Raw genomic sequence first — 13,460 nt, forward strand, 5'->3', positions numbered from 1 at the left:
CAGTCAACACGAGTAGAAAATGTGAAAAATTGGTCTGAAAAAAACATCGGGCAAACCACTCTTTCCAAGAGATTAAAAACCTTAAAGTGGGATGCAAATAAAAAACCAAAAATGGCACAAATTTGACACCCCACCTGTCAGGTTTCGAAAATCTGACAGGTATTTTTTTTTCCCATCATTGCGAAAGGTGAACCCATCCTTCTAAGTGAGCTAAAAACTTGATTTGGTTAAAAAAAGATAAAGCCCATTCTACTATGGAAGGTCAAAACCAGAAACCTGTTATTTTTCAAATCAAAAGAACCCAAGCCATCAAATGCTTTCCCTTTCCGGTTTTGAAAAAAAATACCCTTCAGGTTTCGAAGTAGTCATACCGCAGCTTGATTTGCCAGAAGGGATTCACCTGATTTTGGGAGGAAATGGTTCGGGTAAATCCACTTTACTAAAAGCATTAGCAGGAATCCATCCTGCAAATGGAGAAGTCCTTTTGAATGGCACCTCGCTCTCCTCTCAGCCGATCCACTACCGACGAAAGATCGGTTTTTCGGCAGCGGAACCGACTTTCCCCGAGTATCTCAACCTTACGGACTTGATCACTGTAGTAGCTAAAGCGAAGCAATCGACTCACGCTGAAATCGCCGAGTTAACGACGATTCTCGAGGTAGGGGAATTTATGACCTATCCGATTGGAGGTTATTCTTCAGGTATGCTGAAAAAATCCGCATTGATGCTGGCGTTTTTGGGTAAGCCCGAGCTGATCATTTTGGATGAACCATTTACCACCATCGATGCCCAAACCCAAGGGCAACTCGTCCGGCTGATCTGCCAACGAGCCAAGGAGGGAACTGGCTTTCTGATTACATCCCACCAATCCGGTCCCATCGAACTATTACCAGTGATGAGCGTGCTGCACATGCGTTCGGGAAAACTAGCCACCCATGAATAAAGTGGCCATCCTGGCATTTGTTCGCCCTTTTTATCAAAGGACGCTTGGCTTTTGGTCAGCAATCCTTCTCATCGGAGGAGTACTGATGGATGAAAAGCAGCACGTACTCCTTAGCCGATTTCTGATTAAAAATCCTGTAGCCTTCTGTTTTATCCCGGTTTTACTATTTTTCTATAGTTTAATCCATCTGCGAATTCAACAGGAGCTTTTGAGGGGAAATAACTACCTGGTTTTTCATCACCTCGGTCTTTATGCCGAAAAAGAACTTAGGTTATTTTGGAGCCGAATCATTCTGGCAAATTTTAGCCCTATCCTCACCTACTTTTTATTCCTGAGTTATTTTATCTGGGAAAAAAAGGCGTTTGATCTCGGAATTACTTTGTGGATGAGTACCTTGATTTTACTGGGTTTTACCTATGGAAAGATCAGACAAACACTTCACCGTCCCTTGAAAGAAGCTTTCGTCACAAGGCCGGCAGTCCGATGGGCTTTTCCGAGATCTACCTGGATCTTGCTTTCACTTAGACAACACAGACCGATTTTGGTTTTGCTGACCAAGGCTTGCGGGCTCTTATTGCTCAACGGATTTTTCTATTCTTTCCAATCAGGAAGCTATGACTGGCGGTGGCTTCAGTTTGGTATTTTGTGTTTGGCATATGTCCAACTTCCCTTGATTTTTGAGAAAACGGAAAAAGAAATTACAGAACAAAGTTGGATATTGGCCTTGCCACTATCCTGGAAAAACAAACTGGGCTATCAAATGGGTAGCCTGATACTGTTGATTATTCCTGAATTATTTTTTTTAGGCTGGAAAGGAATACTATCGACATATCCTGAAAACTTAGTGTTGGCAATTTTGCTGGTAGCTTTTATCTCCGCTTTGCAATTGTTGGTTTATAGAAAAAAGGAAAGTTCGAGCTTCCCCAATCTTGCCTTGACAATGTTCTTCGGGTTGTTTCTAGCCATCATTTTCAGTTTACCTTGGTGGGCATTTGTATTTGGAGTTTCATTCCTCTTTTTCCAACAGTCCAAAAGAGCCTTTGGATTTTGAGGGACAATTTTTGATCTGAGCAGTCTGGAAACTGCATACAAAAAGGTCCAAGCCTGTCTACCGGAAGGCAGGTCAAAAGACTTGAACCAATCGGCCATGCAACCATTATAGAGTTGTTTATTCTAAATCATTAAAAACCACATAGGCACATAGAGGTGCATAGCAGGTAAATCAATCACTATGTTTTCTATGTGTCTATGTGGCTCAAAACCTTTCCCATAAAATCTTCCTTATTACCACCAAAGATGGAGACTTTGGATTTTGATGAGCAGTTCTTCCTTTTTTAAGCAGTCTGAAGACTTGAACCATTCTAGGATTTGAACTCATAAAGTTTTTCTGGGGCTCTATGATGAAAATTCAGATTTGAAATCAGCATCCTATTGTATCCCTTTGTGGGAATTGCTTTTGCTTTTCCAATCCCTTTTCCTATTTTCACACTTTGAGACAATAGAACCAAAAACCTATGAACAAACAAATTCTGCTTATTCTCTCAGCTTTTCTGCTGGCGGTTTCGGCCCATGCCCAGGAAGCTCTTTTCCGCGCACAAAACATCATCTCTCCAGAGATTCACGAAGACAATTCGGTGACTTTCCGACTCTTTGCTCCCAATGCCAAGTCCGTTCAGGTGACAGGGGATTTTCTCCCGACTGTGAAAATGGATACTCCCATGGGGCAAATGGACGGACCCGGAAAAGCTGAACTTACCAAAGATGAAAACGGCGTTTGGTCCTTGAAAACCCACACTTTGGGACCTGAGCTCTACAATTATTCATTTATTATCGATGGATTTAACACGACTGATCCCAGTAATCCTTTCCTGATTCGTGATGTAGCTTCTGCTACCAATATTTTCATCATCGGAGGGGGACATGCAGACTTATTTAAGACCAATGACATCGCTCACGGTTCGGTGACCCGCAGATGGTATGACTCTCCAGGATTGGGCATGGATCGCAGAATCACCATTTATACTCCTCCGGGATATGAAAAATCAACTGAAACCTACCCTGTCCTTTACCTCCTTCACGGTGCAGGCGGAGACGAAGAAGCTTGGATCAACCTTGGACGGACTGCCCAAATCATGGATAATCTGATCGCCCAAGGCAAAGCCAAGCCAATGATCGTGGTGATGCCAAACGGGAATGTCATCCAGGATGGAGCGCCGGGCGAAGGCAGCAAAAACTTTTACAAGCCTCAGTTTATGATCCCAAAGACCATGGACGGAACCTACGAAGGGGCATTCAGCGACATCATCAAGTTTGTCGAAAGCAACTACCGGGTGAAAGCTGACAAAGCCAATCGCGCGATTGCAGGCCTTTCCATGGGCGGATACCACACCTTGCACATTTCCAGATATCATCCAAACACCTTTGATTACATGGGACTTTTCTCAGCGGCCATCATGCCAAGAGAAGATGCCACTGGAAAAGTGTACAGCAATTTTGATGAGACCCTAAAGGCCCAAATGGACAATGGATATAAGCTCTACTGGATCGCTATCGGGAAAACCGATTTCCTTTACAAAGCGAATCAGGAATACCTCGAGAAGCTCAAAGGCATGAACATGCCGCATGAATATGTAGAAAGCGAAGGCGGACACACTTGGAGAAACTGGAGAGTGTACCTGACCCAATTTGCTCCCCGTCTTTTTCAATAATCGATAAACTTATTACCCTATGAAGTTTAACTATGTAATCAAAAGCCTGGCTCTGTTCCTCCTTTTGGGAATAGCTACCAAAGTCCAAGCCCAGGAAATCAGTGCGATGCAGGCCCCACAGGTCGTATCTCCGGAAGTAGCGTCTGATGGAAGTGTGACTTTCCGCGTATTTTCCCCCAAAGCCAACGAGGTCGCACTCAATGGCAGCTGGATGGGATTTCGAGAAACATTGCCGCTCACCAAGGCCGATAACGGAGTTTGGTCAGTAAGCATCAAGCCACTGCCTTCCTCCATGTACCATTACAATTTCTTCATCGACGGCGTGGCAGCCATCGATGTCACCAATCCGCATGCCTTGAGAGACGGTACCCGCTATGCCAGTTTGCTGATGGTACCTGGAGAGGGTTCCTCCGTCTTCCAACTTAACGATACACCGCATGGTAATATCTCGCAAGTATGGTACCCATCGCCTACACTTGGTACTGACCGAAGAATGTACGTGTACACGCCTCCGGGATATGATTCGGGCAGAGATTCCTATCCGGTGCTGTACCTCCTTCACGGTGCCGGAGGCGATGAGGATGCTTGGTCTTCTCTGGGTCGCGCCAATTTGATTTTAGATAATCTGATTGCTTCTGGCAAAGCAAAGCCTATGATTGTAGTCATGACCAATGGAAATGCTTGGCAGACTTCTACCCTTCGTCAGATCCCAGGTCTTCCTACCCCAACCCGAGAGACTTTTGGGCAGTTTCAGGGCAAGTTTGAAAAGAGTTTGGTGGAAGATGTAGTGCCATACATCGAGAAAAACTTCCGGGTAATTGCGGACAAAGATCATCGGGCTTTGGCTGGATTATCTATGGGTGGCGGTCATACGATTACCGCCTCTATCACCTATCCGGGCACCTTTGGCTACATCGGTGTATTCAGCAGTGGGATCTTTGATGCCAATGCAGATATGGGGGAGATGGAGAAAAAATTCACTGCTTTGAAGGCCACCGGCGTCCACAAATACTGGGTAGCCTGCGGCAAAGAGGACTTTGTGATGGACTCCAACAAGCGATTGTTGAGTGTGCTGGAAAAAACCGGATTCGAACACGAATACTTCGAAAACGAGGGAGGCCACACCTGGGCCAACTGGAGAACTTATCTGTCGATGTTTGCTCCGATGTTGTTTTAAAAGTTTGGCCGTGAGTGAAGACATTCACAGTGGCTTCAAATACCAATAACCGAGTAGTGTGATAGCGCAGTCCAATTTGGGCTGCGTTTTTTGTTTCCTTTCAAAAATTCTATTTTGGAAAAAATCAACGGGCATTTTATGAATATCCTACTGAAACTTGAAGAATTAGCACTTTTGTTTTTGGGCACTTGGGCCTTTTACCTGACCGGTCTTTCCTGGTGGTGGTTTGCAGGGTTGTTTTTACTCCCTGACCTGGGAATGGCAGGTTATTTGGCAGGAGAAAAGGTAGGCGCTTGGTTGTACAACCTTTTTCACCATCGGACCATTGCTTTGATCATTTTTGGTTTGGGATTTTGGACCGAAAATCAAGGACTTGAAGTCGCCGGAATCATCCTGTTCAGTCACATTGCCTTTGATCGGGCACTGGGCTATGGGTTGAAATATGAAAAAGGCTTCAAATTCACTCACCTGGGTGAAATCGGCAAAAAATAAAGCTTCCCTGAAAATCAGAGAAGCCCTATGGATTAATTGTTTACCGTTGCTCCGGGAGGAAGTTTTTGCACAATTCTAAACTGCCCCTTCGTGACTTTAAGTTCTTGCCCGTCCTTGGTTTTGAAGGTTCCTGCAAACTGTCCCTCAACAGTCCCTATAAACAAGCTGTAAGTGCCATTCATAAAACTGAAGCTCGTTTGTTTTCCTTCGAATTTGTTGATTTTCACGGTGCAGGAAGAACCCGGGATTTTTTCTGATTCCAAAAATCCGTACTCATGCGCTGAGTAAGCAAAATGCTTCACATTGTTTTTTTTGACAAAAGCCGTCATAAAGAGGTTGTTTCCATTGGTACCGTTACCGGGTCCTAGATTTCGTCCGGTTTCGTAAGTCCCAACTCCCAAAGGGATCCAATAAATTCCTCCAAATGCAAAGTCGTTTGCAGGACCCCAGAAACCAATCGTGATGGTTTTGTCCACATTGAGGGTATTCGCGATCTCTGCCGTGTTGGTCACTTCCACTCCATCAATCTCCATCTTATAGACATTTTCCTCTGTGGTCAAGGTGTAGGGAAAATTCAAATCATTTGAAGCTTGCTGAGGATCATCCGGATCCATCTCCCCTCCTTCGGTGCAAGACATCGAAACGCCCGCAACAATCACGAGCCACTTCCATTGAAACAGTAACTTTTTCATAGCTAAGTAATTTTTGATACAAGCCAAAAATCCGTGATATGGAATTTTGGAACTATACGGCATATGCCCTAAAAAAAATAGCCACACTCATTGGCAAATCCGAAATCTTCATTTACTTTGCAAAACAAAGTACTTTTAACTATGCGAAAACCGGAACAAGAATTAGCCGAAATCAAGTCCATGATGGAACGGAGCACCCGATTCCTTTCTTTGAGCGGCTTGGCTGGAATACTGGCTGGAATTTATGCCTTTGCAGGCGCTGGGATAGCCTGGTTTTGGATCTACTTTCCTCTGACCGAATACGGCGCCGGATCCGAAGTGATCACACATGCTGACCTTCAGACTAATTTATTGGTTCTTGCCATCATCGTATTACTCTTAGCAATCGGAACAGCCTACTTGCTGAGTCAGCAAAAAAGTAAGAAAAACTCCGACAAATTTTGGACTCCGGCAAGTAAACGCTTCCTTCTCGCTTTATTTATCCCGGTACTAGCTGGAGGACTGTTTTCTTTTGCGCTAATCCATGAGAGTTCTTACCAATTGATCGCTCCTGCCACCTTGATTTTCTATGGATTAGGTTTGATCAATGCATCTCATTTCACACTTGGAGAAATCAGAAATCTGGGAATTGGACAGCTGATTTTGGGCTTGGCCGGAGCTTTCTTTCCTGAATTTGGCTTGGTGTGCTGGGCCTTGGGTTTTGGGGTTTTACATGTGATCTATGGATCCATGATGTATTACAAATACGACCGATAAGGTGAAGGGGAATTACGACAAGGCATTTGAAAACGTCATCCGACTGCGCATCATGTCCATCCTGATGGTCAATGAGCGATATGACTTCAATTCTTTCAAAGAAATTCTTGATGTGACGGACGGCAACCTGGCCTCTCATCTTCGAAATCTGGAAAATGCAGCCTATATCACGGTGGAAAAAACTTTCTCAGGAAGAAAACCGCTAACCAATTATTTGGCAACAAAAGCAGGTAAAAAAGCATTTCAAGCACACCTCGATTTCCTCGAAAATTTGATCAACGCCAATAAGACCTAAAAAAATTTATCTATTCACTTTGAATTTCAAAGCACTTTCAAAAGAACAAGCCTATCACTAAAACACACTGAATTATGAAAAACTCACCGTCTACTTTCCTGCCATTCCACTGGAAAGACTTGATTTTACCTTCCAGTCTCGGTGCAAGCTTGCCTTTGGCCTTGCTCCTGTTTGTCATCTTGACTAAAGAGGATCTTTTTGAAACTTGGATGTTTTATCCCCTCACGATAATCCCCCTTGGAGGAGCAGTAGGCGGTGCCTTCTTTTTCTTGATGGGGTTCCATTGGTTTCCCAAGGGAAACCAAAAATTGATTGCCATCATTTTCAGTACGATTTTCTATTTCGTGGGGCTATGGATCAGTGCCGTATTGGCTTTTGCCATTACCGGGCATTGGGATTGAAAAAATTTAAAAAAACACTCCTATGCCTCTACTTCAAAAACTGGATCAATTTCACCTAAGCATCCGATCCAACCGATGGCATTCCTACTTTTATCTATTCTGTAGGCTCTCGCTGGCTTTGGGATTTGTGATCGCAGGAATGGTCAAGATCCTCGGAGAAAGATTTGCCAGTGGATTATCCGAAATCCACCCCATGGGCACCTATCTCGTGGCACTTTACCACACGGGATTCTACTATCCGATGATTGGAGTCGCACAAGTGATTGCAGCCGTTTTGTTGCTTCTTCACCGAACCACACTTTTGGGAGCGATAATTTATTTCCCGATTATTCTCAATATTTGGATGCTTTCGATTGCAGTACGGTTTGATGGGTCATATGTCTCCTCCACCCTCATGGTCCTGGCTAATCTCTACCTCCTCGCCTATAATTATGACCGATGGAAAATAATCCTCGCAGGAAAAAAAAGCGGTAATTTTTCTGTTTTGGAGGTTAGCGCTAAAAACTCAAAATTCCCTCTTGGGTTCCTTGGGTTTGTGACGGGCTGTATCATTTCAGTCATCGTAGTCTTCCAGTTTGCCTATGAAGTCATGCCCAAAAACTCCCATTCCGAATGTCTGACACAGTTTGATGAAAGTGAGCTCGGGCAAATCGGAAAAGAGTTTTGTGAATGTGTTCACCGAATCGGCAAGCCCTTGGATCAGTGCCTTGAAAATTTTGAATTAAGCAAAAAACTCATCCGTTCAAATCCAGATTCCTCTACTTAATCGCTTTGATTACAAGCATAAATACTGCCCTACTTTTCTGAAACAATCCTCTGAAAAAAAGTAACTTAAATCCTCTACTCACTATGAAAGAACTTATTCTCACCCACCTTCGCCAACCCGCGGAATTGGAACAACTCTACCGAAAAAACAAATCGGAATTCAAAGCGGCTTTCCAATCGCTCTATCCCGAAATCAAGGGTCAAGAAGCCGCGGAATTTTGGAACTCCCGACTCAACTATACCACTGACACAGTCAGTTGGGGAAAGGCCCATGAATGGCAATTTATTATTGGAGCAGCAGTTGTCGCTTGGTTTTTGGCTAAGCTGCCGGCATTTTTCAACTGGGACGAGGAGTTTTTTTATCCCAGAAATCTGGGGTTTGTGATCTTCCCCTTTGTCTCCGCCTACTTTGCTTGGAGGAAAAAAATCCCATTCAAATCCTTGCTGACCCCGATCATCATCCTGGTCATCGCGATTGCTTATATCAATCTTCTACCCGACCAAAAAAACAGCGACACACTTGCTCTGGCTTGTATCCATTTACCCTTGTTTCTTTGGGGCATGTTGGGCTATATTTTTTCCGGCACTGATGGAAAAAATCTTCCCAAAAGACTGGAATACCTGAATTTTAATGGGGATGCAGTCATCATGGGTGCGGTTTTGGGTCTATCCGGATTGCTTCTGTCCGGTATCACGGTCGGGCTTTTTAGCCTGATTGGACTGCAAATCGAAAAATTCTATTTCGAGTATATCGGTGTGTTTGGATTGGTGGCTGCCCCGCTGATTGCCACCCATCTCACCCAGACCAACCCCCAGTTGGTAAACAAGGTGCCACCGATCGTGGCAAAAATCTTCAGTCCATTGGTTTTGATCATGTTGGTCATCTATTTGGGCGCTATTGTTTACGCAGGAAAAGATCCTTACAACGACCGGGAGTTCCTGTTGTTATTCAATATGCTCCTAATCGGGGTGATGGGCTTGATATTCTTTTCCGTAGCAGAATCTTCCGATGCAAAAGCCTCCAAGTCAGCAAAATGGATACTAACGCTTCTTTCCTTGACCACCATTATTGTCAATTTGGTGGCTCTTTCAGCCATCGGATTTCGGATTTCCGAATGGGGTTTTACTCCAAATCGACTGGCTGTACTGGGAGTCAACGTACTGATGCTGATCCACTTGATCAGGGTATTTCAACAGTTGACTTTATCGTTAAAGAAAGACCTTTCCATGGAGGATGTAGGCTTGGAAGTAGTTCGATATTTGCCGGTTTATCTGATTTGGACAGCACTTGTGATTTTCCTGTTTCCTTTGATTTTCAGTTTTGAATAGGGGTAGACCCCAAATCCTATTTTCTCCTAAAAGAGACAATAAACCCTGAATCCCGACATTCAGCGAAAGAAAAATGGGTATATTTCCAATTCAAAACCTTTACCCTATGAAACAAAAAACCAATCTCAGCCTCGCCCTGCTCTTAGCTTTGACCTTGGGATTTACCTCCTGTGGCACAAAAACAGAAGAAACGGTGGAAACCGTAGTGGAGCAGCCTTCCAATTTTGGAGGACTCGCACTCTACACGGTACGTGACTCCATGGCTGCCAATCCCAAAGCCACGCTTCAAAAAGTAGCAGATGCCGGCTATGCCTATGTGGAAGCAGCCAACTATGCCGAGGGCAAATTTTATGGCATGACTCCCACTGAATTCAAATCATACCTCGAATCCTTGGGCTTAAAGGCAGTTTCTGCTCACATGGGCATGGTCAACATGGAAAATGCCGATCAACTGATTGCAGATGTCAAGGAAGCCGGAATTGAATATTTCGTAATTCCCGTTCCTCCTATGGGCATGTTTACCTTTGACCCGGCCACGCGAAGTATGGGAATGAAAGGTACCGCAGATGACTTGGTATCAGTAATGAATATTTTGGGAGAAAAATGCTACAACGCAGGCTTAAAGCTCCTTTACCACAACCATGACTTCGAATTCAAGCCCATGGCTGATGGTACAGTGATCGAAGACATCCTGCTGGAAAAGTGTGATCCCAGGTTTGTCAACTTCCAAATGGACCTGTTTTGGGTGACCAAAGCTGAAGTAGATCCATTGACTTACTTCGAAAAATATCCGGGCCGATTCAAAGCTTGGCATGTCAAAGACATGAACGCAGAAGGAAACTTTGCACCGGTCAGCACTGGCACGATAGACTTCAAGCGAATCTTGGATAAAAAAGGCCAATCCGGCATGGAAGTGTACTTTGTGGAGCAGGACAACACCTTTGAATTGGACCCGCTCGAGGCAATCAAAATCAGTCATGAAGGATTGAAGAAAATCGGATTTGAATAAAATCACAACTACCTATTGACTACAAAAGCCGACAATCAAGATTGCCGGCTTTCTTTTTTGAGTGATTTTTCGATTCAATTCCAATGGGAAGTTAAAATCGTTTTTGTCCCACTACTTATTTTGCGACTTGAAGGTCAATACTTCTCGTTCCATCTCATCTATCGGAATATCCATCAGTTCAAAAGTCCGACTGGCGTCCAAATAGTTGTAATGCCACCACTCCACCGGATCCACAGCAAACCCGTGTTTTTTCATCACTGATTTGAGGAGTTCTCTGTTTTGGAGCACATCCTCGGGTAGTTTTTTGAATTCTGGATGTGAGGCATAAACCAGCGCATCAAATGGCGTTGGCATTTTGAGTTCTTTCCCAGTATTCAAATCGATCAAAGTGAGATCTATGGCAATCCCTCGATTATGCTTACTTCCTTGCCATGGTAGCCCCATATAAACCGTGTCAGGTAGAATGTCAAACATTTGAACTGTAACTGCATAGGGCCGATATCCATCGTAGATTTTAAGTCCAACGCCATGCCTATTGAATTCTTTTTGAGCCTCTGCAAGCGCCTTAGCCACAGGCAACCTTGTCAGCGCGATTGCTTTTGGGTAAAGCTGAGTGTAGAAAACATTCTCTGTACTTGAGTATTTGATATCCAAAACTGCATTCGGGACAAAATCCGAAATCTCAACCATTCTTTTGTTGCTGTCCAAGGCAACCGATTGGCGGTAGTCTTCCAAATTCGACAACAATGGCAAGCCATAAGGATTGGAGGATTGCGCTAGAATTCTCCCCATTGAAAAAAGAATCAAGCCAAAGGCAATGAATCTAATCATATGGTTTGGAGGTACAGTTTTTCAAGTTCATTAGCCGAAAGATCATTCGCTGACAACTGACTCACCAATTGCCCTTCTTTCATGATCCCGACCCGATGTGCTACCTCTTTAGCCCTGAAGATATCATGGGTTGCCATCAAAATGGCCGTACCTTCTGCAGACAATTCTGTCAAGATCTCCGAAAATTCATTGGATGCTTTTGGGTCCAACCCACTGGTAGGTTCATCTAAAAACAAGGCTTTGGCTTTTTTTGCCAAGGCTATTGCGATCCCTACTTTTTGACGCATCCCTTTGGAAAAACCTCCTACCCGCTGGGTATGGGCTAAAGTTTGAAGTCCCGCCTTGGAAAGGAATGACTTCAATTGATCTTCAGAATAAGTAAATCCTGCCAAAGAAGAAAAGAAAGCCAGATTCTCGATTCCGGTGAGATTTGGATAAAGCATTACAGTCTCCGGAATATAAGCAAGCATTTTTTTGGATTCTTGGGGGTTATCCTTGACTGATGCACCGGCAATCAAAGCATCTCCTGAAGAAGGGGACACAAATCCCAGGAAACAATTGATCGTGGTAGTTTTTCCGGCTCCGTTTTGGCCAAGCAGGGCAAAAATTTCACCCGGACCGATATAAATATCCAAATTCCTCAGTGCCAGATGATCACCATAGCTCTTGGAGAGTTGTTTTGCTTCTATCATGTACGATTCTTTTTAAACATTTGAATTCCTGATTTTTTAAAATTGCGACTTGCCCAAAGCCATAAAACCAGATAAATAAGAACAAAGGGAGCAACTATTCCCATCCAATTTGGCAAGGGGTGATCTTTAAATTTCTCCAGCTCAAACTTGGACCAATCCTCCTCAAGTACCGGTTGGTTGCCAAAAATCTTCGGGAAAAAATAGGCTTTTTTCCCTTCGTGAAATTCCTCCAAGGCAGTCAAATAATTCAGATAATTCCCCATATCTGATAGGCTCAACGCATTCAAAGAGAGTTGAGTATGGACGGAAGGCATCATCCAGCTCAACGTTTTGGCAAGTCCCTGCCGCTGTGCCAACTTAGCCTTCAGTCCTTCCACTTGAGCCCCTGCTTCATCATCACCTGCCTGCTGCATGGCAAAATACCAAAGCCAGCTAAAATCAGCCTCTTGGGGATGAATAAATTCGGTATACTCCGGATACTTGACGTAAAACTTTTCCAATGTCGGCTCCTTTGGCTTATCCCATTGGGAATGATAACCCTCTCTGTTTTGTATTACCGCAGACATGGCCTCAGGGATAGGAAACAACCAGCGCTGAAGAACATTGATCCCGGCAGGAAGCAAAAGATTGAGTACTACCCAAAAGCTCAAAAGCAGTTGGGCATTGTGACTGGAGTTTTTCTCCAAACTCACTACCCACCAACTGAGACCAAACCAAAAAAGCACATACATCACGGAGATCATTCCAAAAATGATGAATCCCAAATCTAGAGGAATGTCCAGGTAAAACTTGGCGACCGTCAAAAGGATCAGCAATACCAGCAGGACACTGCCTAATCTAACTCCCATTTTATACCTCAAAAAAGTAATCGGAGAGCAAGTTTGGCTTCGCACCAAACTCCAAGTACCTCCTTCCTTTTCCTCAGACATCAGATTGAATCCGAAAGCGATGATGACCAAGGGAAACAAATAAATCAACACAAAACTGAAATCCATATTGCCCAGCAGCTGAAAGAGCGGGTTAGTCAGGTCGGTGGAGTACCGTTGCTCTTCCAGATTTCGGATCGTCAGACTTTGAATAGAAGGATAAACATCCCGCTGTCCGATGGATAGACCTGCAAGCCTTGAAGTTTCATTTTCCAATCCAAATCTGAGGTAATACATCAACGTCCCCATTTCCTTATTGAAATAAGAAACATTCCGTTGGATGCTTTCTTGTTGATGGATGGCTGTTTTTTCAGAAACTCCGGATACTTTATCCAAAAACCTTGCACCGATTTCCAAGCTGATCAAACCGGAAACCAGAAGCAAAATCAGACCTATGGGATAAACTCTGGATCTAAAGAAGTTTTTAAGGAGGTAATAGATCAT

General features: G+C 43.9%; 15 protein-coding genes. 11 read left to right on the plus strand and 4 right to left on the minus strand.

The features are described 5' to 3' along the window. The first annotated feature begins 313 nt into the window (after positions 1-313). From CLV31_RS16060 to CLV31_RS16080, 5 genes are all read left to right on the plus strand, one after another. The gene (locus tag CLV31_RS16060; RefSeq protein WP_111393932.1) at positions 314-943 is read left to right on the plus strand and encodes an ABC transporter ATP-binding protein; all 630 of its coding nucleotides are present in this window, start codon (positions 314-316) and stop codon (positions 941-943) included. After that, positions 936-1,994 (plus strand): hypothetical protein, encoded by a 1,059-nt coding sequence (locus CLV31_RS16065; protein ID WP_111393933.1) that lies wholly within the window; start codon positions 936-938, stop codon positions 1,992-1,994. Before CLV31_RS16060 ends, CLV31_RS16065 begins: the two co-directional genes overlap by 8 nt. Before the next feature lie 463 nt (positions 1,995-2,457). After that, the gene (locus CLV31_RS16070; RefSeq protein ID WP_111393934.1) at positions 2,458-3,651 is read left to right on the plus strand and encodes an esterase; all 1,194 of its coding nucleotides are present in this window, start codon (positions 2,458-2,460) and stop codon (positions 3,649-3,651) included. Positions 3,652-3,670: 19 nt separating this feature from the next. Further along, a complete protein-coding gene (locus CLV31_RS16075; protein WP_111393935.1) occupies positions 3,671-4,828 on the plus strand; it encodes an esterase in 1,158 nt (385 codons plus the stop codon). 138 nt (positions 4,829-4,966) lie between these two features. Next, positions 4,967-5,320, plus strand: coding sequence for a DUF4260 domain-containing protein (locus CLV31_RS16080; protein ID WP_111394089.1), 354 nt, complete (start codon positions 4,967-4,969; stop codon positions 5,318-5,320). A 32-nt stretch (positions 5,321-5,352) separates the two neighbouring features. On the opposite strand, the gene CLV31_RS16085 is transcribed toward CLV31_RS16080, so the two are convergent. Continuing rightward, entirely contained in the window at positions 5,353-6,012 is a 660-nt protein-coding gene (locus CLV31_RS16085) for a hypothetical protein (RefSeq protein ID WP_146250911.1), read from the minus strand. A 141-nt stretch (positions 6,013-6,153) separates the two neighbouring features. Here CLV31_RS16085 and CLV31_RS16090 point away from each other — a divergent pair, with 141 nt between their 5' ends. The 6 genes from CLV31_RS16090 to CLV31_RS16115 all read left to right on the plus strand — a co-directional run bounded on the left by CLV31_RS16090 (position 6,154) and on the right by CLV31_RS16115 (position 10,567). Then, positions 6,154-6,768, plus strand: coding sequence for a hypothetical protein (locus tag CLV31_RS16090; protein WP_111393937.1), 615 nt, complete (start codon positions 6,154-6,156; stop codon positions 6,766-6,768). A 1-nt stretch (position 6,769) separates the two neighbouring features. Continuing rightward, complete coding sequence (locus tag CLV31_RS16095; RefSeq protein ID WP_245943422.1) at positions 6,770-7,063, plus strand: winged helix-turn-helix domain-containing protein; 294 nt, start codon at positions 6,770-6,772, stop codon at positions 7,061-7,063. A 74-nt stretch (positions 7,064-7,137) separates the two neighbouring features. After that, positions 7,138-7,464 carry a hypothetical protein gene (locus CLV31_RS16100; RefSeq protein ID WP_111393939.1) on the plus strand — a complete coding sequence of 109 codons (327 nt, stop codon included), beginning with the start codon at positions 7,138-7,140 and terminating at the stop codon, positions 7,462-7,464. Between the two features lie 22 nt (positions 7,465-7,486). Then, the gene (locus tag CLV31_RS16105; RefSeq protein ID WP_111393940.1) at positions 7,487-8,230 is read left to right on the plus strand and encodes a DoxX family protein; all 744 of its coding nucleotides are present in this window, start codon (positions 7,487-7,489) and stop codon (positions 8,228-8,230) included. Between the two features lie 83 nt (positions 8,231-8,313). Beyond that, positions 8,314-9,558: a DUF4153 domain-containing protein gene (locus CLV31_RS16110; RefSeq protein ID WP_111393941.1), complete on the plus strand. Its 1,245-nt coding sequence runs from the start codon at positions 8,314-8,316 to the stop codon at positions 9,556-9,558. Positions 9,559-9,664: 106 nt separating this feature from the next. Next, complete coding sequence (locus CLV31_RS16115) at positions 9,665-10,567, plus strand: sugar phosphate isomerase/epimerase family protein (RefSeq protein ID WP_111393942.1); 903 nt, start codon at positions 9,665-9,667, stop codon at positions 10,565-10,567. Between the two features lie 111 nt (positions 10,568-10,678). Here the strand turns inward: CLV31_RS16115 and CLV31_RS16120 are convergent, their stop codons facing one another. From CLV31_RS16120 to CLV31_RS16130, 3 genes are read right to left on the minus strand one after another with little or no spacing between them, the layout of a single operon-like run. After that, positions 10,679-11,398 (minus strand): M15 family metallopeptidase, encoded by a 720-nt coding sequence (locus CLV31_RS16120; RefSeq protein ID WP_111393943.1) that lies wholly within the window; start codon positions 11,396-11,398, stop codon positions 10,679-10,681. Continuing rightward, the gene (locus CLV31_RS16125) at positions 11,395-12,090 is read right to left on the minus strand and encodes an ABC transporter ATP-binding protein (protein WP_111393944.1); all 696 of its coding nucleotides are present in this window, start codon (positions 12,088-12,090) and stop codon (positions 11,395-11,397) included. Before CLV31_RS16125 ends, CLV31_RS16120 begins: the two co-directional genes overlap by 4 nt. After that, positions 12,087-13,460: a DUF3526 domain-containing protein gene (locus CLV31_RS16130; protein ID WP_111393945.1), complete on the minus strand. Its 1,374-nt coding sequence runs from the start codon at positions 13,458-13,460 to the stop codon at positions 12,087-12,089. Before CLV31_RS16130 ends, CLV31_RS16125 begins: the two co-directional genes overlap by 4 nt.

It is taken from the genome of Algoriphagus aquaeductus, assembly GCF_003253485.1.
In the GTDB taxonomy this organism is placed as follows: domain Bacteria; phylum Bacteroidota; class Bacteroidia; order Cytophagales; family Cyclobacteriaceae; genus Algoriphagus; species Algoriphagus aquaeductus.